The sequence below is a fragment of the Curvibacter sp. APW13 genome, assembly GCF_032337135.1.
In the GTDB taxonomy this organism is placed as follows: Bacteria; Pseudomonadota; Gammaproteobacteria; order Burkholderiales; family Burkholderiaceae_C; genus Allorhodoferax.
The window spans coordinates 607,662-629,922 of the sequence record NZ_JAVXZZ010000001.1 but is presented as its reverse complement, the minus strand read 5'-3'; the positions used below and the strand labels follow the sequence as shown (position 1 = coordinate 629,922).

Here is a 22,261-nt window from a genome sequence, read left to right as displayed (position 1 = left end):
AAGCTATGGCAAAAGAGTACAAGGATTTGGTTGTCGGGCTGGACATTGGCACCAACAAGGTCATGGTGGTGGTGGCCGAGGTGATGCCGGGCGGCGAGCTCAAGCTCGCCGGTCTGGGTGTTGCGCCCAGCAATGGCATCAAGCGCGGTGTGGTCGTGAACATCGATGCCACGGTGGCCAGCATCCAGCAGGCCCTGAAGGAGGCCGAGCTGATGGCGGACTGCAAGATCAGCCGCGTCTACACCGGCATCACCGGTAGCCACATTCGCGGCATCAACTCCAGCGGCATGGTGGCGATCAAGGACCGCGACGTTTCGCCGGCCGACGTGGCCCGTGTGGTGGAAACCGCCAAGGCCATCAACATCTCGACCGACCAGCGCCTGCTGCTGGTGGAGCCGCAGGAGTTCATCATCGATGGGCAGGACGTGAAGGAGCCCATCGGCATGAGCGGCATCCGCCTGGAAGCCAAGGTGCACATCGTCACCGGTGCGCAGAGCGCGGCGGAAAACATCATCAAGTGCGTGCGCCGCTGCGGCCTGGAGGTGGAGCAGCTCATGCTCAACCCGCTCGCCAGCAGCCTGTCGGTGCTGACCCAGGACGAGCGCGACCTCGGCGTGGCGCTGGTGGACATCGGTGCCGGCACCACCGACGTGGCCATCTTCACCAACGGCGCCATCCGGCACACCGCCGTGATCCCGATCGCGGGCGACCTCATCACCAGTGACATCGCCATGGCGCTGCGCACGCCGACCAAGGACGCCGAGGACATCAAGGTCGAAAGCGGCCACGCCAAGCAGATGCTCGTCGACCCGCAGGTGCAGGTCGAGGTGCCGGGCTTGGGCGATCGCGGCCCGCGCATGCTCAGTCGCCAGGCGCTGGCCGGCGTGATCGAGCCCCGGGTGGAGGAAATCTTCAGCTTGGTCAACCAGGTCATGCGCGACTCAGGCTACGAGGAAGTGCTGTCGAGCGGCATCGTGCTCACCGGCGGCAGCTGCGTCATGCCGGGCATGGTCGAGCTCGGGGAAGACATCTTCCTCAAACCCGTGCGCAGGGGAATCCCCAAGTATTCCAGCGCATTGGCGGACATGGTGGCACAGCCGCGGGCGGCCACCGTGATGGGTTTGTTGGAAGAAGCGCGCGTGGCCCGCATGCGGGGGCTGAAGGTCGCGCAGAAGGCCGGTCCGATGAAATCGGTACTGGGTGGCATCAAGGACTGGTTTGTAGGGAACTTCTAAGCCATGAACCATCAGCTACACCGCGTCACACCATCGTCCGGTCAGTATGCCGTCCCGCTGGCCAGCGGCGCCCATTGGCGATGGCGATGTACCGACCCCCCTGACGGGCATGAGTCCCTTGTACAGATTTCCGGTTTTTCCCATTTCACAGTTTTCGTTTTTCAGGAGTAACACAACATGCCCATCGAAATGATTGAAGAAGAGACATTCAACCAAGGCACCCAGATCAAGGTGATCGGCGTTGGTGGCGGCGGCGGCAACGCCGTGCAGCACATGATCAACACCGGGGTGAGTGGCGTGGAGTTCATTTGTGCCAACACCGATGCACAGGCCCTGTCTCGCTCCAGCGCGCACAAGCTGGTGCAGTTGGGCCAGACCGGCCTGGGGGCTGGCAGCAAGCCTGAAAAAGCCAAGGAAGCTGCAGACCTGGCCGAAGCCGATATCCGCCAGGCCATCGAAGGCGCCCACATGCTGTTCATCACCGCCGGCATGGGCGGCGGCACCGGCACCGGTGCGGCTCCCGTGATCGCCCGCGTGGCCAAGGAAATGGGCATCCTGACCGTGGGTGTGGTTACCAAGCCCTTCGACTTCGAAGGCGGCCGCCGCATGAGCAATGCCGATGCCGGCCTGGCCGAGCTCGAGGCCAACGTCGACTCGCTGATCGTGGTGCTCAACGAGAAACTGCTCGAAGTGCTGGGTGACGACGTCAGCCAGGACGAGGCCTTTGCCAACGCCAACGACGTGCTCAAGAACGCTGTCGGCGGTATCGCCGAAATCATTAATGTGCCAGGCCATGTGAACGTCGACTTCGAAGACGTGCGCACCGTGATGGGCGAGCCCGGCAAGGCCATGATGGGCACCGCCCTGGCCAGCGGCCCGGACCGCGCCCGCATTGCTGCCGAGCAGGCCGTGGCCTGTCCGCTGCTGGAGGGCATTGACCTGTCCGGTGCCAAGGGTGTGCTGGTGCTCATTACTGCCGCCAAGGGCAGCCTCAAGCTGTCTGAGTCCAAGCTGGCCATGAACACCATCCGTGCCTACGCGTCGCCCGATGCCCACGTGATCTACGGTACTGCCTACGACGACGCCCTGGGCGACGAGATCCGTGTGACCGTGGTGGCCACCGGCCTGAGCCGCCAGGGCGCTCGCCGCACGGCGCCCCCGCTGCAGGTAATCCGCACCGGTACCGACAACGTGCCCTTCCATGTGCCCACGCTCAACACCATCGCCCAACCGGCTGCGATGGGGGCTACCGGTGCCACGGCCGCGGCTCCCGCCGTCGGTGCCGCTTCGACCGACTACAGCAGCATGGGCACCCCGGCCGTGTGGCGTGGCCGTACCTCGGCCGCTGCCCGCGTGGACGCCTTGGCCAGCGGTGGCATGGACGACTACGAGATCCCAGCCTTCCTGCGCAAGCAAGCCGACTGATGCTGCAAAAATGGAGTTCCCTGCGGGCGCCAGGGCTGGCCAGTAAAATCCAGCCCGTGCTCAAACAACGAACTCTCAAAACCCTCACCCGCGCGGTGGGGGTCGGTCTGCACAGCGGGCAGCGGGTGGAAATCACGCTGCGCCCGGCTGCGCCCGATACGGGCATCGTGTTCCGCCGCGTGGATCTGCCGCAAGCGCCGGATATCCTGGCCACGGCCGAGTCGGTGACGGACACGCGCCTGGCCTCGACCTTGTCGAACGGCCCTGCCCGGGTGCTGACGGTCGAGCATCTGATGTCGGCCTGTGCCGGACTGGGCGTGGACAATCTCTATGTCGACATCACGGCCGAGGAAATCCCCATCCTCGACGGATCGGCAGCCTCGTTCGTCTACCTGCTGCAAAGCGCCGGCATCGAGCAGCAGAACGCGCCGCGCCGCTTCATTCGCCTGCTCAAGACGGTGGAGGTGCGTGAGGGCAGTGGCACCAACGAGAAATGGGCCCGCCTGGAGCCCTACCATGGCTTCAAGCTGGGCTTCGAGATCGACTTCAAGCACCCGGCGGTGGACTCCACCGGCCAGTTCGTGGAGTTCGACCTGAGTTTCGGTTCCTACTCGCGTGACATCGCCCGCGCCCGAACCTTCGGCTTCACCAAGGATGTGGAGATGATGCGTTCCAACGGCCTGGCCCTCGGTGGCGGATTGGACAACGCCATCGTCATGGACGACTACAAGGTGCTCAACGCCGACGGACTGCGTTACGACGACGAATTCGTCAAGCACAAGATCCTCGATGCCATGGGCGACCTCTACATCGTGGGCAAGCCCCTGCTAGCGGCCTACCACGCGTTCCGCTCCGGCCATGCACTCAACAACAAGTTGTTGCGTGCCCTGCTGGCCCAGGAGGACGCCTGGGACGTGGTGACGTTCGAGAACGAGAAAGCCGCTCCTGCAGGCTTTGCGCAGTTGGCCACGGCCTGGTAGCGCCGCGCTTCGTCATGCTGCTGTTCCGCTGGATCATCTTCCTGCTGCTGATCGCGGCGGGGGTGAGCTTCGTGTTCTTTGTGGCTACCGGACAGCAGCGCTTCAAGCTGTTTGGCTTGCTGATCCTCAAATGGATGGTGATCGCGGGTCTGGTGGGCTTTGGCGTGCTGATCCTGGAACGCCTGTAGGCTCTGCGAATGCGCCTCAGCCAGGTCGCCGGTTGCGGTAGGCAGCACGGGAGCCGCGTCCTGCCGCTTCCCCTACCACCACCTTGCTTTGCGCAATCAGGGCGACCGACTTGCTGGCGTGGGCATGGGTGATGGCCAGACCCAGCGCGTCGGCGGCATCGGTGCCGGGCACGCCGCTCAGCCCCAGCAGGCGGCGCACCATTTCCTGGATCTGGCTTTTCTGCGCGCGGCCGTGGCCGGCCACGGCCTGTTTCATCTGCAGTGCCGTGTATTCATGCACCGGAAGGTTTGCATTGACCAAGGCCGTGAGCAGCGCCCCGCGGGCCTGGCCCAGCAGCAATGTGGACTGCGGGTTGACGTTCACGAACACGATTTCCACCGAGGCGCAGTCGGGCTGGTAGCGCTCGACGATCTCGCCGATGCCGTCGAACAGCACCTTCAGTCGTTGGGGCAGGGCATGGGTCTCCGTCGCCAGGGTGCTGATGGTGCCGCTGGCCACGTAGCGGGTGTGACCCGCGTCGAGGTCCACCACGCCAAAGCCGGTGGTGCGCAGGCCGGGGTCGATGCCAAGGATGCGCATGCTACGTTTTCAGGAACTGCCTGCGCAGTTTCTATGCGGGATATAGGCTGTAACCATGGGCAGTCGCTCAGATGTCGAAGTACCATTTGGCCGAATGGAAGAACACCGGTGCCGCGAAGCACAGCGCGTCCACCCGGTTGAGCAGGCCGCCGGCCCCGGTCACCGAAGCCACCTTTGGCCCCCAACTGGGAATGCCGCGATCCCGCTTGAGCGCCTTCATGACCAGATGCCCCATGGCGCCTGCCGTGCAGGCAATGAACGAGAATGCGAAGGCGGTGCCCGGTACCCAGGGCGTAATGCCGGCCAGCAAGCCGCCGACAATGCTGCCTGCCAGCACACCCATCCACATGCTGTACCAATTGAAGCTGGTGCTGATGGCTGGCGCTGCGATCGGCTTGGCCACCTTGCGGTTGAGGTAGTGCTGGGTGATCATGCTTGTCTGCACCACCAGCACGAAGAAGAACACCATGAAGGCATTCTTGTTGTCGTAGCCGGGAAACTTCAGCAGCAGCAGGGCTGGCACATGGCTCATGCCGTAGATGCAGACCATGATGCCCCATTGCAGTTTGGCATTGCGTTCGAGAAAGCGCGTGGGGTCGTTGGCCAGCGCACTGGCCAGTGGCAGGGCCAGGAATACGTACACCGGCACGAAAACGGCAAACATGTCGAAGTGCTCGCTGGCAATGAGCCAGTACTGTGCCGGCAGCACCACGAAGAACGCCAGCACGAGACTGCGGTGGTCGCCCCGGCGGGTGGGCGACAGGGTAAGGAATTCGCGCAAGCCCAGGAAGGAGAGCAAGCCGAAGAGGGTCAAGGCAACCCCCTTGCCTGAAATCCAGCACACCCAGAAGCCCAGCATCATCACCCAGGAGATGCGCAGCATGGTGCTGATTTCATTCACCCCCTCACGCCAGCGCAGTGCCTCCTCGGGGTCGTCGTGCTCGCGGATCGACAGCACGAACGCCCAGATGCTGCCGACCAGCAGCAGGCCAAAAACGATGATGAAGAGTACCCCCACTTGCTGGAAGGGGGTCAGGTCCTTGATGTAGTGGTACATGGTGGCCGTTCCTTACACGTCACGCAATGCGATCACGGCGCGGCGGGCGCGGTCGGCGAACTGGCGGTGGTCCTCACCTTCTTCCACCTGCATCGGTGCACCGAAGGTCACCGAACACAGCACCGGCACCGGCACCACTTCACCCTTGGGCAGCACATGCTGCACGTTGTTGATCCAGGTCGGAATCAGCACCGCCTTGGGGTAGCGGGTGGCGAGGTTGTAGAGCCCAGCCTTGAAGGCCGCAGGTTCCTCGGCATGGCCACGGGTGCCTTCGGGAAACAGGATGATGGAGTCGCCGTTCTCCAGCGCTTCCAGCAGGGGCTCCAACGGGTCCTCATCGCTGCTGCGGTCGCGCGAGACGTAGATGACGTTGAACACCGCCGTGGTGAGCCACAGCTTGAACGGGGTCTTGGTCCAATAGTCCTTGGCAGCGATGGCGCGCGTCACGGCGCGCAATTCCTTGGGCAAGGCCGCCCAGATCATCACCAGGTCGGCGTGGCTCTGGTGGTTGGCGAAATAGATGCGCTGCTCGGCCTTGGGCGGGCAGCCGTACCAGCGCGCCTGTGCGCCGGTCAGTACCCGGATCAGGCCAAGCAGGAAGAGACTCATTAACTTGGCAAGCATGGGCGGGCATCATACAGAGGCTGGCGCGTGGCAGAGGCCTGTGGAGAGGCCTCCCCAGCACGATGGGTCAAGGCAGCTGTGCCGAGGGCATGCGCGCCACGATGACTTCGGCACGCCCGCTCAGGTAGGCGGAATTGGGCAGCTTCTCGAAGTACTTGGGCCGCGGCAGCATCACGGCCAGGCGGGCCGCCTCATAGGCGCTGAGTTGCGCCGCGTTCTTGCGGAAATAGTGCTGGGCCGCAGCCTGGGCACCAAAGACCCCTTCACCCCACTCCACGTGGTTGAGGTAGATTTCCAAGATGCGTTCCTTGGACAGCAGCAGCTCCAGGCTCATGGTCAATACGAACTCCTGAGCCTTGCGCAGCAGGGTGCGCTCACCCGACAGGAACAGGTTCTTGGCCAATTGCTGGGTGATGGTGGAGCCCCCCACGACCTTGGGCGGCTTGGTAGGCTTGCCATTGGTGGGGCTGGGGCGGGCCTCGGCCTTCTTCTCTGCCTTGGCATTCTTTTCCCAGGCCTTCTCGATGGCGTCCCAGTTCACGCCGTCATGGTCGGCAAAGGCGTCGTCCTCGGAGGCAATGACGGCGCGCTTGAGGTGGTTGGAAATGTTGCTGTAGGGCACCCACTGTTGGCGCCAGGGCGGGATGCCGCCTTTGCTCTGCGCAACCTGCCAGGCTTGGGAGCGTTCGAAGGTGGTGGACTCGGGCGCCCAGACGGCCCACAGCGCGATGCGGGCGATGAAGAAGAACTGCAGCAGCAGCAAGGCCCCGGCACAGCAGGCCGCCCAACGCAGCATGCTCCTCATTGGGCTGCCGAGACGTTGGCCTGCAGGGTCTCGTCCCGGGTGAAGTTGAAGCGCGACACCACCACGATCTGGTCCGCGCGTTCGCGCATGGCCTTGCTGAACTTGCCGAAGGGGCCGGCGGCACGGGCGATGAGCGCGGCCTGGCGGTCAAGCGCCTTGTTGCCGGAGCTTTCCACGACTTCCGTCTCGACCACGCGGCCCCTGGAATCCACGGTCACGACCATGGTCAGCTCGCCATAGAGCTTGCGTCCGGCGGCGGTGGGGAACTGTTCGGTGCCTTTGTCCTCAATGGCGCGGCGCAGTGCATCGTAGTACACGGCATAGACCTCCTCGCGCGTGGAGGGGCTGATGTAGCGCTTCTTTGGGCGCGCATTCTCGGTGTTGATGCGCCGCTCGATCTCGGCCAGTGTCTTGATCAGCTGCTTGCGCTTTTCCTCCCGATCCCGCTCTTCGGCGGTCATGGGCTGCGAAGGGTCGCGCGGGGGCAGGGCCGCCAGCTGGCTCTTGAGCTGTGACAGCAGCAGCATCTGCTGATCGTGCAGCTGCTGCAACTTGCGCTGTGTCTCGTCTTGCACTGCATCGCCCACATCCACCAGGGCCGAGGGCGGCAGCGGGCTGGTCGCGCGGCCTTTTTCCGCGTCCCCGCCGCCCACCAGCGTGGCCTGGGCAATGGCTTTCGCCTTCGCATCGGGCTTTTCGTTGGTGCGCGCGTTGACCAGGATCACTTCGAGCGGCGTGTCCTGGAACACCCGGTCGAAGCGCTCCGGGTCCACGAAGCGGATGGTCAGCAGCAGGGCGTGCACCGCCACCGAGATGGTCAGTGCCCACTGCAGGGGGGAGAGTCGGCGCAGTTTCACGGAGCAGGATTATCGGGCGACTCGGAGCCCTCGCTCATGTCTACCGCGATGGCGATGGGTCCGGCCACCTCCTCGTCGTCCTCGGCATCGTCGCTCACCGGCTCGGCGGTGGCGTCGAGGCGTTCCACTACCGTGCCATGCACATCCAGCGTGATGAGGTCGATGTCTCCCAGGCGCACCTTCACGCGGGCTCCGCGCGGCAGGCCTTGTGCGCCGACCACCGGCAGCACCAGCGGGATGCTGTCGGCGCGCACCATGTTGTCCTTGAATACCGTCGCTTCCAGCTCGGTCAGGCCATGCTGCTGCACGTAGCGCAGGGTCCAGAAACGTTCCATGCCGGACTGGTAGCCGTTGTAGGCGGTGTAGGCGGCGTCGAAGCTGCTGATGATGCCGAAGAGTTCGGCGTCTTTCGGCTTGAACGGCGCCACCAGGGCCGCGGTCTTGCCGTGCCGGGCACAGGCAATGATCTGCCACTGGTTCACGAGGTCGGTGTATCGGCGCAGGGGCGAGGTGCTCCAGGCATAGCTCTTCACGCCGATGCCGGCGTGGGGCAGGGCTTTGGTGCCCATGCGCACCTTGACACCCGGCGCCAATGAGGCCTGGCTGCGGTAGATGCCCGGCACACCCAGTTCGGCAAGCCAACTGCCCCAGGTGCTGTTGGCCAGGATCATGGCCTCGGCCACGATCAGGTCCAGCGGTGCGCCGCGCTGGCGTACCGAGATGTGCACGGTCTCGCTGCCGTCTGGCTCATGCCCCATGTTCTCCATCAGGCGGAAGTTGTAGTCCGGGCGATTGAAGGTTTCGGGCTTGCCCCGCACCACCTCGCGCTTGGCTTTGAGGTCTTTTGCCAGTCGATACAAAAATGATAGCTGCTCACGCAATTCCCATGCGGGCTGGTGGCCGGTTTCATTGGAAACGTCTGCCCCGGTGAGCCAGCTTTCCGTGACCAGGCTGTCGAGCTGGTCGTGGCGCAGGTTCCAGGTGATCGGTACCCGTTCCAGCTTGGTTTCTGAGGCCTGAATCTCCAGCGTAGCTTCGTCCAGCGTCACGTACAGCGACACGGCGGGGCAGTCGCGACCTTCCAGCAGGGTGTAGGTCTGCACCACGTCATCCGGCAGCATGGTGATCTTGTAGCCCGGCATGTACACGGTGGACAGGCGTGCGCGGCCCAGTTGGTCCACCGGGCTGCCGGGGGCAATGGCCAGGCCCGGCGCGGCGATGTGGATGCCCAGCACCACGGTGCCGGTGCCCAGGCCCTGCAGCGAGAGCGCATCATCGATTTCGGTGGTCTGCGAGTCGTCGATGGAGAAGGCCTGCACCGAAGCAACCGGCAACTCGTCGGCAATGGGCGGAGCCGTCAGGGCGGGGAAGCCCGTGCCCTTGGGGAAGTTCTCGAACAGGAAGCGCTTCCAGTGGAACTGGTAGGGGGAGGCAATGGCGCCGGCCTTCTGCAGCAGTGCCAGCGGCGCGGTCTGGGTGGCTCGCGCGGCGTCGACCACGGCCTTGTACTCGGGCGCATTCTTGTCCGGCTTGAACAGGATCTTGAAGATCTGGCTCTGCACCGGCTCGGGGCAGCGCCCCGCGGCCAGTTCCTGCGCCCAGGCAGCGATCTGCTCCCCGATCAGGCGCTTCTTCTCGATGGCAGCCAGGGCCTGCGCGATGATGTCGGCGGGGGCCTTCTTGAAGCGGCCCTTGCCCGCGCGGCGGAAATAGTGGGGGTTGTCGTACAGGCGAAACAGCATGGCCGCCTGTTCGGACAGCGGGGCGCTGGCCGAGAAGTAGTCACGCGCCAGATCGGCAAAGCCGAATTCCTCTTCCGGCGCGAATTCCCAGGCCATTTCGAGCTCAATGCCCTGCGCCAGCGACTGGGCCTGGGCGATGAATTCGGCAGGTGAGGGCTTTTCGAAGCGAAGCATGATGTGCGCCGCCTTCACCTTCACGCGCTTGCCCGTGTCCAGCTCCACCTGCGCCGAGGCTTCGGCCTCCGACATCAACCGCCCGGCCAGGAATTTGCCTGCGTCTTCAAACAATACGTACATGGGCGCCATTGTCCCATGGGCGCCGTTGCCGCTCTGGGGGCTCAGAGGGCCGGTTGCAGCCCCAGGTGCGCCAGCACCGCGGGCATGTGCGTGCCAAAGTCGCTGATGGCATGGTCACCGCCTTCGAGCAGCAAGCCCGGGCAGGCGGCGTATTTGCTGTGCATCTCGTGCCAGTCCAGCACCTCGTCGCCCTTGCAGATGAGCGCGAAGTAACGTTCGGGGCGGGTCAACGTGGGGCAGTCCAGCGTTCGCAGCTCGTCGACGAATTCCTCCCAGAAGAAAAAGCGATCCTCGGGGTCGTGCCAACTGGTCTGCTCGCCGATGTACTTGGCCAGGTCGCGTGCCGGGTGGATGGCGGGGTTCAGCAGCGCTGCCCGACAGCCCGTCTGCTCGGCCACCCAGGTGGCGTAGAACCCACCCAGGCTGGAGCCCACCGTGACCATGGAGTCCCGTGGCCATGCGGCAATGCCTGCCTCTACTTGGGCCATCGCTTCCCGGGGCGACGGCGGCAACTGCGGGCACCACCAGTGCACGTCGGGCCGGTGCGCCTGCACCCAGGCCTGCATCTGGCGCGCCTTGGCGGATTGGGGGGAGGAGCGGAATCCGTGGAGGTAGAGCAGGTGGGTGGTCGCCATGGGGCGGATGGTAAGACCCAATCGAGGGCTCCGTGGCCATACCCCCGATAATTCGGAGCATGGCGACTTCTTTCGGAAAAATATCCCTGCGCCAGCGCTTCGCCCCCTATGTTTCGGGGTTCGACGGTCCGCTGGCCTTCGCGGTGTTCATGCTGGCCTGCGCAGGCCTGCTCATCATGTATTCCTCGGGTTACGACCATGGCACCCGGTTCCAGGACCATGCCCGCAACATGCTGATCGCGGCGAGCATCATGTTCGTCGTGGCCCAGATTCCACCGCAGCGGCTGATGGCGCTGGCCGTACCCCTGTATCTGGTGGGGGTTGGGCTGCTGGTGGCGGTGGCCGTGTTTGGCATCACCAAGAAGGGCGCCCGGCGCTGGGTCAACATCGGCATCACCATCCAACCCAGCGAGATCATGAAGCTGGCCATGCCGCTGATGCTGGCCTGGTGGTTCCAGAAGCGTGAAGGCCAACTGCGCCCGCTGGACTTCGTCGTGGCCGGTGGATTGCTGATGGTTCCCGTGGGGCTCATCATGAAGCAGCCCGACCTGGGTACGGCCTTGCTGGTGCTGATCGCCGGCATGTCGGTCATCTTCTTTGCCGGCATGAGCTGGAAGCTGGTGGTTCCGCCCATGGTCCTGGGTGTCGTGGGCATTGTGCTGTTGGTGGCTTTCGAGTCCCAGCTGTGTGCACCAGGGGTCAATTGGCCCGGCCTGCACGATTACCAGCAGCAGCGTGTATGCACCCTGCTGGATCCGACCCGCGACCCGCTTGGCAAGGGCTTCCACACCCTGCAGGGCATGATTGCCATCGGCTCTGGCGGCGTGTTCGGTACAGGCTTCATGCAGGGAACCCAGACCCACCTGGAATTCATTCCGGAGCGCACCACCGACTTCATCTTTGCCGCCTACGCCGAAGAGTTCGGCCTGCTGGGCAACCTGTTCCTGGTGGGGGCCTTCGTGTTCCTGATCCTGCGGGGTCTGAGCATTGCGCTGGAGGCGCCCACCCTGTTCTCGCGCCTGTTGGCGGGCAGCGTCACCATGATCTTCTTCGCCTATGCCTTCGTGAACATGGGCATGGTCAGTGGCATCCTGCCGGTGGTGGGGGTGCCCTTGCCCTTCATCAGCTACGGCGGCACGGCCATGGTGATACTGGGGCTGGCCTTGGGCATTCTGATGTCGGTGGCCAGCGCCAAACGGCTGGTGCAGACATAATCATCCCCATGATCTCCCGCGAACCCACCCTCGAACGCCTGGCCACGGCCAAGTCCCTGCTGCTCACACCCTTCGGGCTGGACGAGTCCCATCTGGCGCGGGCACTGGGCGAGATCAAGGCGCACCAGGTCGATGAGGCCGACCTGTACTTTCAGTACACCCGTTCGGAAGGCTGGAGCCTGGAAGAAGGCATAGTCAAGACCGGCTCGTTTTCCATCGACCAGGGCGTGGGTGTGCGTGCCGTCAGCGGCGAGAAGACGGCTTTTGCCTATTCCGACGACATTTCCGAGGCCTCGTTACTCGACGCGGCTCGCACTGTGCGGTCTATTTCGGCTGTGGCCCAGGTAAAACGTGCGCGGGTAGCTAGTAAAAAGATAGCAAATGGCCGCAGCCTCTACCCCGGAATGGACCCCATCGCCACGCTCGACAGTACCGCCAAGGTGGAGTTGCTGGGACGTGTCGAGCGGCTGGCCCGCGCCAAGGATCCGCGTGTGGCACAGGTCATGGCTGGCCTGGCCATGGAATACGACGTGGTGCTGGTGGCCCGTGCGGATGGCACGCTGGCAGCCGACGTGCGCCCGCTGGTCCGCCTCTCCGTGACGGTCATCGCCGAGCAGAACGGCCGCCGCGAAGTGGGTTCCAGTGGCGGTGGCGGGCGTTTTGGATTGGCCTATTTCAGCGACGAACAGATCAGCCGCTATGTGGATGAAGCCGTGCATGCGGCCTTGACCAACCTTGACGCGCGTCCCGCCCCCGCTGGCGAGATGACCGTGGTGCTCGGTTCGGGCTGGCCGGGGGTGCTGTTGCACGAGGCCATCGGGCACGGCCTGGAAGGCGACTTCAACCGCAAGGGATCCAGCGCCTTCAGTGGTCGCATCGGCCAGCGCGTGGCGGCCAAGGGCGTTACGGTGCTGGACGACGGCACCGTGGCTGACCGCCGCGGTTCGCTCAATGTCGACGACGAGGGCAACGTGACCCAGCGCAACGTGCTGATCGAGGATGGCATCCTCAAGGGGTACCTGCAGGACTCCATGAACGCCCGCCTCATGGGTGTCAAGCCCACGGGCAACGGGCGGCGCGAGAGCTACGCGCACATCCCCATGCCGCGCATGACCAACACCTACATGGTGGCGGGAGACAAGGATCCGCAGGAGATCGTGGCCAGCCTCAAGAAGGGTCTGTACGCCGTCAACTTCGGTGGCGGGCAGGTGGACATCACCAGCGGCAAGTTCGTGTTCTCGGCCAGCGAGGCCTACTGGGTCGAGAACGGCAAGATCCAGTACCCGGTCAAAGGGGCGACGCTGATCGGCAGCGGACCAGACTGCCTCAAGCGCGTCAGCATGATCGGCAATGACATGCGCCTGGACAGCGGAGTCGGCACCTGCGGCAAGGAGGGGCAGAGCGTTCCCGTGGGCGTGGGCCAGCCGACCCTGCGCATCGACGGCCTCACGGTAGGCGGAACGGCCTAAGTCCTGTGCGCGTCAGCCCGATCGAAAAAAGCTGTGCTACAGTGGGCCCCATGCGTCATCGCACATCGTACTTTTTTGCCTACTTTTGGTTCTCACGCGCAACCGGCGGTCGAGAGATCTGAACGTACCCAAAGAGACGATTCGAATCCCCCCAAACCGCCGGACCCCCGGCGGTTTTTTTTTGTTTTCACGGTTTTTTTCAGGAGCACCCATGAACGCCAAGACAAGCAGCACCGGCACCTGGTATGGCCAGCCGCACCCCGCCGACCGCACCAGCCAGACCGATGACGAACGCATCAAGGACATTACCGTGCTGCCGCCTCCTGAACACCTGATCCGTTTCTTCCCCATTCGAGGAACCGCCATCGAGGGCCTGATTTCCCAGACCCGCCGCACTATCCACAACATCATGGCGCAAAAGGACGACCGCCTGCTGGTGGTCATTGGTCCTTGTTCCATCCACGATCCGGCTGCCGCGCTGGATTACGCGCGCCGTCTGAAGGACCTGCGGCAGAAGTATGCGGACACGCTGGAAGTCGTGATGCGTGTCTATTTCGAGAAACCCCGCACGACGGTAGGCTGGAAAGGGCTGATCAACGACCCCTACCTGGATGAGAGCTGCCGCATCGACGAAGGCCTGCGCATCGCACGCCAGTTGCTGATCGAAATCAACCGCCTCGGCCTGCCCGCGGCGAGCGAGTTCCTGGACGTCATCTCTCCGCAATACATCGGCGACCTGATTTCCTGGGGCGCCATCGGGGCCCGCACCACCGAAAGCCAGGTGCACCGTGAACTGGCATCTGGCCTGTCGGCCCCCATCGGTTTCAAGAATGGCACGGACGGCAACATCAAGATCGCAACCGACGCTATCCAGGCCGCAGCAGGCGGTCACCACTTCCTGTCGGTGCACAAGAACGGTCAGGTTGCCATTGTCCAGACCAATGGCAACAAGGACTGCCATGTCATCCTGCGCGGCGGCAAGGCACCCAACTACGACGCTGCCAGTGTCGATGCTGCCTGCGCCGAGCTGACGAAGGCCAAGCTGCCCGCGACCCTGATGGTGGACTGCAGCCATGCCAACAGCAGCAAGCAGCATGAAAAGCAGCTCGATGTGGCGCGCGACATCGCAGCGCAGATTCGGGGCGGTTCGCACAAGGTGTTCGGCGTGATGGTCGAAAGCCACCTGCACGCTGGAGCCCAGAAGTTCACACCGGGCAAGGACGATGTTTCCAAGCTGGAGTACGGCAAGAGCATCACCGACGCCTGCCTGGGTTGGGACGATTCGGCCGAGGTGTTGGAGGTCCTGTCACAAGCCGTGGCTGCGCGTCGCCAGCGCGGCTGATCGGCGCTTGCAGCAGGGAAGAAGGGGCACCCATGGAGTGCCCCTTTTTTTCAGGCTGCGGTTTGGCGGGCCTGCGCGATCTGCGCAAAGATCCACTGGCGGCCTTCTTCCAGGGTTTCCACGGCCCGGAAAGGGCGTTGGATACCGGCGTAGATCTTGGCAAACAACGGTGCCATCAGGCGGTAGCCATCGACATCGGGCCCCATCACAAACGCCGTGGCCACGGGCGTTTTGCCCGCCGGTTTCGGGGTGGACATCATGGCGCCATAGCGGGCCAGGCACTCGGGCCCCATCACTGCGCTGATCTTGCAGACCGCGATGCTGCCCCAGGGGCCCTGGGGCTCGATCTGCTTGAGGAACTCGGTCTGCGCCAGTGCCAGGCACTCGATCACCTCGGTATTGAGGGGGCCGGTGACGTCGTAATACAGGATCTGGTCCTCAAACCACATGGCCACCTCGCCATGCGGCGAAAACGCAGTGGTCTGGAACTGGCTGGTGCGCAGGACGCGGGACTTCATGAGAGGCTGACTAGGTGGGGGGTACGTTCAGGTACCGTCATGCTACGCCCAAATTCTGTATGCAATACTGCGCTGCATCACGACCGCCGTATCAGCAGGCTTATAGAGTAAAAGTGCCGTTTCTCCGCGCAATACTTGCGTAGGCAGCTATGTATTTTGTAGCGACCGCAGCAATTTGCCATGGATGCCGGCAAAGCCGCCGTTGCTCATGCACAGCAGGTGGTCACCCGGCTGCACGTTTTGTACGATGGACTCTACCAGCGCATCGATTTGTGCACGGACCGTTGCCCGCTCGCCCATGGGCGCCAGGGCCTGGGCTGCGTCCCAGTCGAGCCCGGCGCTGTGGCAGAAGGACAGGTCGGCCTCCTCCAGGCTCCAGGGCAGTTGCGACTTCATGGCGCCGAGCTTCATGGTGTTGGAGCGTGGCTCGAAGATCGCCAGGATGCGCTCCCCTGCCGGAATGCGCCGCCGTAACCCGTTGATGGTGGTGCGGATGGCGGTCGGGTGGTGGGCAAAGTCGTCATAGACCGTAACCGCAGCCCCACCCGCAGGCAGCGTCACCTGTCCGCGCACCTCCATGCGCCGCTTCACATTCACAAAACCGGCCAGCGCTGCCGCAGCCTGGGCCACGGGCACGCCCACGTGGTCGGCGGCGGCGATGGCGGCGAGCGCATTGAGCTGGTTGTGTACGCCACCCAGCCCCCAGTGCACACGGCCGGTGCGTTGCCCGTGCACCAGCACGTCAAAGTCATGCGGTTCCCCCGCCGCCTGGAAGTCGCCAACGGTGCTGCCGAAGCTGCGGGTGTCGCTCCAGCAGCCCTGGTGCAGCACGCGGGTGAGGCTCTCTTCGAGCGCATTGACGACTACGCGGCCAGAACTGGGAACGGTGCGCACCAGATGGTGGAACTGGCGTTCGATGGCTGCCAGGTTGTCAAAAATGTCTGCGTGGTCGAATTCGAGATTGTTCAGCACCGCAGTGCGCGGGCGGTAATGGACGAACTTGCTGCGCTTGTCGAAGAAGGCCGTGTCGTATTCGTCGGCCTCAATCACGAAGTAGCGCCCGCCCCCGAGCCGGGCCGACACACCGAAGTTGACCGGTACGCCACCGATCAGAAAGCCCGGCTCCAGTCCGGCTTCCTGCAATATCCAGCTGAGCATGGCCGTCGTGGTGGTTTTGCCGTGGGTGCCGGCCACGGCCAATACATGCTTGCCCTGAAGCACATGTTCGGATAGCCATTGCGGACCGCTGGTGTAAGGGGCACCGGCATCCAGGATCGCTTCCATGAGCGGAAACTTCGGATCGCCGTTGGCCAGGCGGGCGCGACTGACCACGTTACCGATGACGTACATGTCGGGCTGGAGTGCCATTTGCTCGGCGCCAAAGCCTTCGATCAACTCGATGCCCAGGGCGCGCAGTTGGTCGCTCATGGGTGGGTAGACACCGGCATCGCAACCGGTGACCCTGTGGCCCGCTTCGCGGGCGAGTGCGGCTAGACCTCCCATGAAGGTACCGCAGATGCCAAGAATGTGGATGTGCATAGAGGGTCGATTGTGCCAGTGCACAATCAGCCCCATGGATGCGCTCAAAGCCGAAATTGCCCAAACCTGTGCCCGCCTGATTGCGGAAGAGGGCTTGGACTATGGCGCCGCGAAGCAGCGGGCGCTGCGCCAGTTGGGGTTGCCGCCGCGCACCGCTGTGCCTAGCAATGACCAGGTCGAATTGGCCCTGGAAGAGTACCTGGCTCTGTTTTGTGCCGATACCCAGCCGCACGAGCTGCAGGCTTTGCGCACCTTGGCGCTGCAGTGGATGGAACGTCTGCAGGCCTTTTCGCCGCAGCTCAGTGGTGCCGTGTGGCGTGGTACCGCGACCCGATTCAACGACATTCACCTGCAGCTGTATTGTGACGATCCCAAATCTGCCGAATGGGCTTTGTTGGATCAGGGAGTGCGCTACGAGGTGCACGTAGGCCGGGATCGGCAAGGGCTGGCTTGCGACGTACTCAGCATCCAGGTGCGGTGTCAGGAACTGCAGAGCTATGTGGGCGTACACCTGATGGTGCATGATGCGCTGGCCCGGCGCGGCAGCTTGTTGCCCGATGCGCGGGGGCGCGCCGCACAGGGAACCCTGGAGGCGGTGACCCGTTTGTTGAAAGAATCTCGCGATGATCGATGAAAAAACACCCTCCCCACGCACAACCCGGCGGCTTGTGCTGGGGGCTGCTGGTGCAACCCTGGCCGGCATCATTGCCGGGGTGTGGTGGTCGCGCCGGGGGCAGGTAGCGACTGAAGAGACCCAGTCCACGCCCGAACTGGAAGCATTCTGGGCCACTTCCTGGGCCGATCCCCAGGGCAATCCCCTGGCTGTTCAGGCGTTCCGCGGCAAACCCTTGCTGATCAATTTCTGGGCAACGTGGTGTCCGCCGTGTGTCGAGGAATTGCCCATGCTGGATGCCTTCTTTGTTGAAAATCGTGCAAAAGGCTGGCAAGTGATTGGATTGGCTGTCGATCGTGTAGAAATGGTGCAGCGCTTCCTGCGCCAGAATCCGGTCCAGTTTCCTGTTGCCATGGCCGGTCTGGGCGGGTCCGAGCTGGCGCGTGCGTTGGGGAATTTGTCGGGCGGACTGCCTTTTTCCGTCGTGGTCAATGGTGCGGGGGCGGTGGCGCAGCGCAAGTTGGGCCGTGTGAGCGCGGAAAACCTGCGGGAGTGGGCTGCATTAAAATAGCGGCTTCTGTACAGCGGTCGGGCCTCGCGCTCGCCCCGGGCCTGCAATTTGAGCGCGGTTTCTTGCTGCAAATTGCTTGTGGATCAAGTGCATTTGAAAGAAGATAAGAGCATTTGGTGTACATTTCGCCCTTTCCAAGACTTTTGTTGGAGACTTCATGGACCTGCGCAAACTCAAGACACTCATCGACCTCGTTTCCGAATCCAATGTGTCTGAACTGGAAATCACCGAGGCCGAAGGTAAGGTTCGTATCGTGAAGACGGCCCCCGCTCAGGTGCAGGCCTATGTGCCGGCTGCCGCTTATGCGCCGGCCCCAGTAGCGGCTGCAGTCCCGTCTGCTGCTGCGGCCTCTGCAGCCCCTGTGGCGCCGAGTGCTGCGCCGGAGGCCGAGTCCGGCCACAAGGTCAAGTCTCCCATGGTCGGTACGTTCTATCGCTCCTCGGCGCCCGGCGCCAAGCCCTTCGTCGAAATCGGTTCCGTGGTGAAAGAGGGTGACACCATCTGCATCATCGAAGCCATGAAGATACTCAACGAGATCGAGGCCGACAAGTCGGGCACCATCACGCAGATCCTGAGTGACAATGGCCAGGCGGTGGAGTACGGGCAGCCGCTGTTCGTGATCGAATAAGGGCCTGTCCGATGTTCAAGAAAATTCTGATCGCCAACCGAGGCGAGATCGCCTTGCGCATTCAACGCGCATGCCGGGAACTGGGTATCAAGGCGGTAATGGTGTACTCCGAGGCCGATCGCGATGCCAAGTACGTCAAGCTGGCCGAAGAGGCGGTGTGCATCGGTCCGGCAGCTTCCGCGCAAAGCTACCTCAATATGCCTGCCATCATCTCCGCGGCAGAAGTGACGGATGCCGAGGCGATCCACCCAGGTTATGGGTTCCTGAGTGAAAACGCTGACTTTGCGGAGCGGGTGGAAAAGAGCGGCTTTCAGTTCATTGGTCCGACTCCGGAGTCCATCCGCATCATGGGCGACAAGGTATCTGCCAAGCAGGCCATGATTCGGGCCGGCGTGCCCTGCGTGCCGGGTTCAGATGGCGAGTTGCCGGACGATCCGGTTCAGATCAAGCGCATCGCCAAGACCGTGGGTTATCCGGTCATCATCAAGGCGGCCGGCGGCGGCGGCGGCCGTGGCATGCGTGTCGTGCATACCGAAGCGGCACTGATCAATGCCGTGACCATGACCAAGGCAGAAGCCGGCGCCGCGTTCGGCAACCCTGCGGTTTACATGGAAAAGTTCCTGCAGAACCCGCGCCATGTGGAGATCCAGGTGCTGGCCGACAAGCATCGCAACGCGGTCTACCTGGGCGAGCGCGACTGCTCGATGCAGAGACGGCACCAGAAGATTCTGGAAGAGTCACCGGCCCCGGGGATCAACCGCAAGCTGATCGAGCGTATCGGTGAGCGTTGCGTGGCGGCCTGCAAGAAAATTGGCTACCGTGGTGCCGGTACCTTTGAATTCCTCTATGAAGACGGTGAGTTCTACTTCATTGAGATGAATACCCGTGTGCAGGTGGAGCACCCTGTGACGGAAATGGTGACCGGGATTGATATCGTGCGCACGCAGATCATGGTGGCGGCCGGTGAGAAGCTGCCTTTCACGCAACGCCAGATCAGCGTGCAAGGCCACGCCATTGAGTGCCGGGTGAATGCCGAAGATCCGTATACCTTCCTGCCTTCTCCCGGTCGCGTGACCACTTGGCATACGCCCGGTGGTCCTGGGGTGCGGGTTGATTCTCACGTATACAACAACTATTTCGTTCCGCCCAACTACGACTCGATGGTTGGCAAGATCATCGTCCATGGCGATACCCGTGAGCAAGCCCTGGCGCGCATGCGTACGGCCCTGTCAGAGATGGTGGTGGAGGGCATCAAGACGAATATTCCCCTGCACCGTGAATTGCTGGTGGATTCGAAATTCATGGAAGGTGGAACCAATATCCACTACCTCGAGCATTGGCTTGAGCAACACAAGCGCTGAGGTGGTCCATGTTTGAGCTGCGTCTGGTTTGCCCACAGGATTCGGTTGAAACCTTCAGTGAAGCGCTCGACGCACTCGATGCCTTGAGTGTCAGCGTGGAGGACGCCGACGCGCATACCGATCAAGAGCAAGCGCTGTTCGGTGAGCCCGGAATGCCTGCTCCCAAGGATGGTTGGAATCGTTCCTTGGTGGTTGCGCTCTTCCAGGACAAGGTTGTTGCGCAGGACGCGGCGACACTCCTGGAAGCCCAGGATTTCTTTGATGGTTGCCGAATGCTTGGTGTGACGGATGTTCCCGATCAGGATTGGGTACGCTTGACCCAGAGTCAGTTCGCTCCGGTCGAAATCACTCCAACATTCTGGATTGTGCCAACGTGGCATGAGCCGCCTGAGCAGGCGCGCCAGGTGATTCGTCTTGATCCTGGTCTGGCATTCGGCACCGGAACTCACCCAACGACGCGGATGTGTCTGCGCTGGTTGGCGGTCAATACACCCCAGGGTGGGCGTGTCCTGGACTATGGCTGTGGCTCTGGCATCTTGGCCATCGGCGCCGCAAAGCATGGGGCTTCCGAAGTGGTGGGGGTGGACATTGATGATGCCGCAGTTGCATCGACGCGGCTCAACGCGCAGGCCAATGCGGTCGAGGTGCTGGCTGGAGCCGTCGATACCGTGCAAGGTCAATTTGACGTCGTCGTCGCCAATATCCTGGCGACGCCACTCAAGGTCTTGGCGCCGCTGCTGTGCTCGCACGTGCGGGGTGCAGGGCACCTGGTATTGGCAGGTATCCTGGAGCGGCAGGCGCAGGAGTTGACCGATGCTTATGCGCCCTATTGCCGCTTGGAGGTGGCAGATGCGCAAGATGGTTGGGTGTTGATGGTGGCCCAGCCCTGAGCCACTTGGGTCCGTGTCATCGGGCCCTAGAATGCGTGACCATGCCCAGTCTCGTTACTCGCTGTCCCGCCTGCACTACGCTGTTCAAGGTCGTCCCCGATCAATTGCGCATTTCTGAGGGATGGGTACGGTGTGGGCAATGCGACGAGGTGTTCGATGCCAATGCGAACATGCAGCCGTCGCCGTTAACGGCTGAGGCGCGTCAGCCGGGCATTGATGAGCAGCCAGTGGAGTTGGGTGGGGCAGCGGAAGAGCATCCGATCCCTGATCCCGCTGTAAGTGTTGCGCTGGCGATTGCGGAAGACGAGCGTCAGGCCGCAGAAGGATCAGCGGCTACTCCCATTCCTGAGCCCTCGGCGGCCCCCATGGTGGCCGATCACGGGAACCAGCATAGTGGCGCGGAGGACGATCCTGTTGTCGCGGCATGGGGTGAAGTGCCTTCTACACCCGTCGAGACGCCTTCGCCGCACTCCGCGCCGAGTTTCCTTCATCGAAGTGAACCCAAAGATGCCAGGGCGCGGTTTTTGGGGCCATGGCGGCTTCTGGGCGGGGTGATGGCCCTGCTGCTGGCCGGACAGTGGCTGTTTCATGAGCGCGACCAGTTGGCCACCATGCAGCCGGCCCTGCGGCCGGTATTGGAGCAAGCGTGCGACTGGTTGGGATGCCGCGTTCAACCACTGCGGCGGATCGACTCTCTGGTCATCGAGTCCTCTTCATTTGTGAAGGTCAAGTCGGATGTATACCGATTGAGTTTTGTCGTGCGCAACACAGCAAGTTGGCCGTTGGCCATTCCATCTGCAGAGCTTGCGCTGACCGACTTGCATGACCACGCAGTCATGCGACGCGTCCTGCAACCATCCGAGTTTGTCGCGTCGGCGTCGACGCTTTCCGCGGGGGGGGAGTTGTCGGTGGTGGTGCCGATAGCGGTGAAAGCGCCAGCGGATCTGAGTGACAAGATCAGCGGCTACCGATTGTTGGTGTTTTATCCATAAAAAAACCCGACACCGTGGTGTCGGGTTCTGCGCACGAAACGCTGATCAAGATCAGGGCTTGCTGGCGGTGGGGAAAGGCCATGCTGCCTGGGGGTTGAGGGTCGTCTGCGCAGCAGGTGCAGCCTTCTTAGCAGGTGCAGCCTTCTTAGCAGGTGCAGCCTTCTTGGCGGGTGCAGCCTTCTTAGCAGGTGCAGCCTTCTTAGCAGGTGCAGCCTTCTTAGCAGGTGCAGCCTTCTTAGCAGGTGCGGCCTTCTTAGCGGGTGCAGCTTTCTTAGCGGGTGCAGCTTTCTTAGCCGGAGCAGCTTTCTTAGCCGGTGCAGCTTTCTTCGCAGGTGCAGCTTTCTTCGCAGGTGCAGCTTTCTTCGCAGGTGCAGCTTTCTTCGCAGGTGCAGCTTTCTTCGCAGGTGCAGCTTTCTTAGCCGGTGCAGCCTTCTTAGCCGGTGCAGCCTTCTTAGCCGGTGCAGCCTTCTTAGCCGGTGCAGCTTTCTTAGCCGGTGCAGCTTTCTTAGCCGGTGCAGCTTTCTTAGCCGGTGCAGCTTTCTTAGCCGGTGCAGCTTTCTTAGCCGCGGGTTTCTTTGCAGTTGCCATTGAGATTCTCCTTGAGTCGATTACAAAGAGCGTCGCCCGCGGTTTTTGTGCGGGTAACGATCCATGGGGTTGGGTGGAGTCCCAGCCCCATGAACACGGTGCCACACCTCG

Annotated in this window: 23 protein-coding genes; 13 read left to right on the top strand and 10 right to left on the bottom strand. The window is 62.9% G+C overall.

Annotation, left to right across the window (positions count from 1 at the left end; all coding sequences use genetic code 11):
- The first annotated feature begins 5 nt into the window (after positions 1 to 5).
- The 4 genes from ftsA (at position 6) to RQP54_RS02840 (ending at position 3,828) form a co-directional block, all read left to right on the top strand.
- A complete protein-coding gene (gene ftsA / locus RQP54_RS02855; RefSeq protein ID WP_315676657.1) occupies positions 6 to 1,235 on the top strand; it encodes a cell division protein FtsA in 1,230 nt (409 codons plus the stop codon).
- 177 nt (positions 1,236 to 1,412) lie between these two features.
- A complete protein-coding gene (ftsZ, locus tag RQP54_RS02850; RefSeq protein ID WP_315676656.1) occupies positions 1,413 to 2,660 on the top strand; it encodes a cell division protein FtsZ in 1,248 nt (415 codons plus the stop codon).
- A gap of 56 nt (positions 2,661 to 2,716) precedes the next feature.
- The gene (lpxC, locus tag RQP54_RS02845) at positions 2,717 to 3,640 is read left to right on the top strand and encodes a UDP-3-O-acyl-N-acetylglucosamine deacetylase (protein ID WP_315676655.1); all 924 of its coding nucleotides are present in this window, start codon (positions 2,717 to 2,719) and stop codon (positions 3,638 to 3,640) included.
- 14 nt (positions 3,641 to 3,654) lie between these two features.
- On the top strand, positions 3,655 to 3,828 hold the full coding sequence (locus tag RQP54_RS02840; RefSeq protein ID WP_315676654.1) for a hypothetical protein: 174 nt from the start codon (positions 3,655 to 3,657) through the stop codon (positions 3,826 to 3,828).
- A 16-nt stretch (positions 3,829 to 3,844) separates the two neighbouring features.
- Here the strand turns inward: RQP54_RS02840 and ruvC are convergent, their stop codons facing one another.
- From ruvC to RQP54_RS02805, 7 genes are all read right to left on the bottom strand, one after another.
- Positions 3,845 to 4,408, bottom strand: a complete 564-nt coding sequence (gene ruvC / locus RQP54_RS02835) for a crossover junction endodeoxyribonuclease RuvC (protein ID WP_315676653.1) — start codon at positions 4,406 to 4,408, stop codon at positions 3,845 to 3,847.
- Positions 4,409 to 4,475: 67 nt separating this feature from the next.
- The gene (locus RQP54_RS02830) at positions 4,476 to 5,465 is read right to left on the bottom strand and encodes a phosphatidate cytidylyltransferase (RefSeq protein ID WP_315676652.1); all 990 of its coding nucleotides are present in this window, start codon (positions 5,463 to 5,465) and stop codon (positions 4,476 to 4,478) included.
- A 12-nt stretch (positions 5,466 to 5,477) separates the two neighbouring features.
- On the bottom strand, positions 5,478 to 6,089 hold the full coding sequence (locus RQP54_RS02825) for a lysophospholipid acyltransferase family protein (protein WP_315676651.1): 612 nt from the start codon (positions 6,087 to 6,089) through the stop codon (positions 5,478 to 5,480).
- A 67-nt stretch (positions 6,090 to 6,156) separates the two neighbouring features.
- Positions 6,157 to 6,894, bottom strand: coding sequence for a monofunctional biosynthetic peptidoglycan transglycosylase (gene mtgA, locus RQP54_RS02820; RefSeq protein WP_315676650.1), 738 nt, complete (start codon positions 6,892 to 6,894; stop codon positions 6,157 to 6,159).
- A complete protein-coding gene (locus RQP54_RS02815) occupies positions 6,891 to 7,745 on the bottom strand; it encodes a TonB family protein (protein WP_315677736.1) in 855 nt (284 codons plus the stop codon). Before RQP54_RS02815 ends, mtgA begins: the two co-directional genes overlap by 4 nt.
- A gap of 2 nt (positions 7,746 to 7,747) precedes the next feature.
- Positions 7,748 to 9,790, bottom strand: coding sequence for a ribonuclease catalytic domain-containing protein (locus RQP54_RS02810; protein ID WP_315676649.1), 2,043 nt, complete (start codon positions 9,788 to 9,790; stop codon positions 7,748 to 7,750).
- 41 nt (positions 9,791 to 9,831) lie between these two features.
- Positions 9,832 to 10,425 (bottom strand): YqiA/YcfP family alpha/beta fold hydrolase, encoded by a 594-nt coding sequence (locus RQP54_RS02805; RefSeq protein ID WP_315676648.1) that lies wholly within the window; start codon positions 10,423 to 10,425, stop codon positions 9,832 to 9,834.
- 59 nt (positions 10,426 to 10,484) lie between these two features.
- On the opposite strand from RQP54_RS02805, the gene rodA reads away from it, so the two are divergent.
- The 3 genes from rodA (at position 10,485) to RQP54_RS02790 (ending at position 14,450) form a co-directional block, all read left to right on the top strand.
- Positions 10,485 to 11,639 carry a rod shape-determining protein RodA gene (rodA, locus tag RQP54_RS02800; protein ID WP_315676647.1) on the top strand — a complete coding sequence of 385 codons (1,155 nt, stop codon included), beginning with the start codon at positions 10,485 to 10,487 and terminating at the stop codon, positions 11,637 to 11,639.
- A gap of 8 nt (positions 11,640 to 11,647) precedes the next feature.
- Positions 11,648 to 13,108, top strand: coding sequence for a metalloprotease TldD (gene tldD / locus RQP54_RS02795; protein WP_315676646.1), 1,461 nt, complete (start codon positions 11,648 to 11,650; stop codon positions 13,106 to 13,108).
- A gap of 211 nt (positions 13,109 to 13,319) precedes the next feature.
- Positions 13,320 to 14,450 (top strand): 3-deoxy-7-phosphoheptulonate synthase, encoded by a 1,131-nt coding sequence (locus tag RQP54_RS02790; RefSeq protein WP_315676645.1) that lies wholly within the window; start codon positions 13,320 to 13,322, stop codon positions 14,448 to 14,450.
- A gap of 50 nt (positions 14,451 to 14,500) precedes the next feature.
- Here RQP54_RS02790 and RQP54_RS02785 read toward each other — a convergent pair whose 3' ends face one another.
- Together RQP54_RS02785 and mpl are read right to left on the bottom strand one after the other, a co-directional pair.
- A complete protein-coding gene (locus RQP54_RS02785) occupies positions 14,501 to 14,968 on the bottom strand; it encodes a hypothetical protein (RefSeq protein ID WP_315676644.1) in 468 nt (155 codons plus the stop codon).
- 147 nt (positions 14,969 to 15,115) lie between these two features.
- Positions 15,116 to 16,507 carry a UDP-N-acetylmuramate:L-alanyl-gamma-D-glutamyl-meso-diaminopimelate ligase gene (gene mpl / locus RQP54_RS02780; protein ID WP_315676643.1) on the bottom strand — a complete coding sequence of 464 codons (1,392 nt, stop codon included), beginning with the start codon at positions 16,505 to 16,507 and terminating at the stop codon, positions 15,116 to 15,118.
- A 34-nt stretch (positions 16,508 to 16,541) separates the two neighbouring features.
- On the opposite strand from mpl, the gene RQP54_RS02775 reads away from it, so the two are divergent.
- From RQP54_RS02775 to RQP54_RS02750, 6 genes are all read left to right on the top strand, one after another.
- Positions 16,542 to 17,141 (top strand): hypothetical protein, encoded by a 600-nt coding sequence (locus RQP54_RS02775; RefSeq protein ID WP_315676642.1) that lies wholly within the window; start codon positions 16,542 to 16,544, stop codon positions 17,139 to 17,141.
- Complete coding sequence (locus tag RQP54_RS02770; protein WP_315676641.1) at positions 17,131 to 17,691, top strand: TlpA disulfide reductase family protein; 561 nt, start codon at positions 17,131 to 17,133, stop codon at positions 17,689 to 17,691. Before RQP54_RS02775 ends, RQP54_RS02770 begins: the two co-directional genes overlap by 11 nt.
- 157 nt (positions 17,692 to 17,848) lie before the next feature.
- Positions 17,849 to 18,319 carry an acetyl-CoA carboxylase biotin carboxyl carrier protein gene (gene accB / locus RQP54_RS02765; RefSeq protein ID WP_315676640.1) on the top strand — a complete coding sequence of 157 codons (471 nt, stop codon included), beginning with the start codon at positions 17,849 to 17,851 and terminating at the stop codon, positions 18,317 to 18,319.
- A gap of 11 nt (positions 18,320 to 18,330) precedes the next feature.
- The gene (gene accC, locus RQP54_RS02760) at positions 18,331 to 19,680 is read left to right on the top strand and encodes an acetyl-CoA carboxylase biotin carboxylase subunit (protein WP_315676639.1); all 1,350 of its coding nucleotides are present in this window, start codon (positions 18,331 to 18,333) and stop codon (positions 19,678 to 19,680) included.
- An 8-nt stretch (positions 19,681 to 19,688) separates the two neighbouring features.
- The gene (gene prmA / locus RQP54_RS02755) at positions 19,689 to 20,570 is read left to right on the top strand and encodes a 50S ribosomal protein L11 methyltransferase (RefSeq protein WP_315676638.1); all 882 of its coding nucleotides are present in this window, start codon (positions 19,689 to 19,691) and stop codon (positions 20,568 to 20,570) included.
- A 41-nt stretch (positions 20,571 to 20,611) separates the two neighbouring features.
- Positions 20,612 to 21,562, top strand: a complete 951-nt coding sequence (locus tag RQP54_RS02750; protein ID WP_315676637.1) for a zinc-ribbon and DUF3426 domain-containing protein — start codon at positions 20,612 to 20,614, stop codon at positions 21,560 to 21,562.
- A gap of 51 nt (positions 21,563 to 21,613) precedes the next feature.
- On the opposite strand, the gene RQP54_RS02745 is transcribed toward RQP54_RS02750, so the two are convergent.
- Complete coding sequence (locus tag RQP54_RS02745) at positions 21,614 to 22,255, bottom strand: histone (RefSeq protein ID WP_409997520.1); 642 nt, start codon at positions 22,253 to 22,255, stop codon at positions 21,614 to 21,616.
- Positions 22,256 to 22,261: the final 6 nt, after the last annotated feature.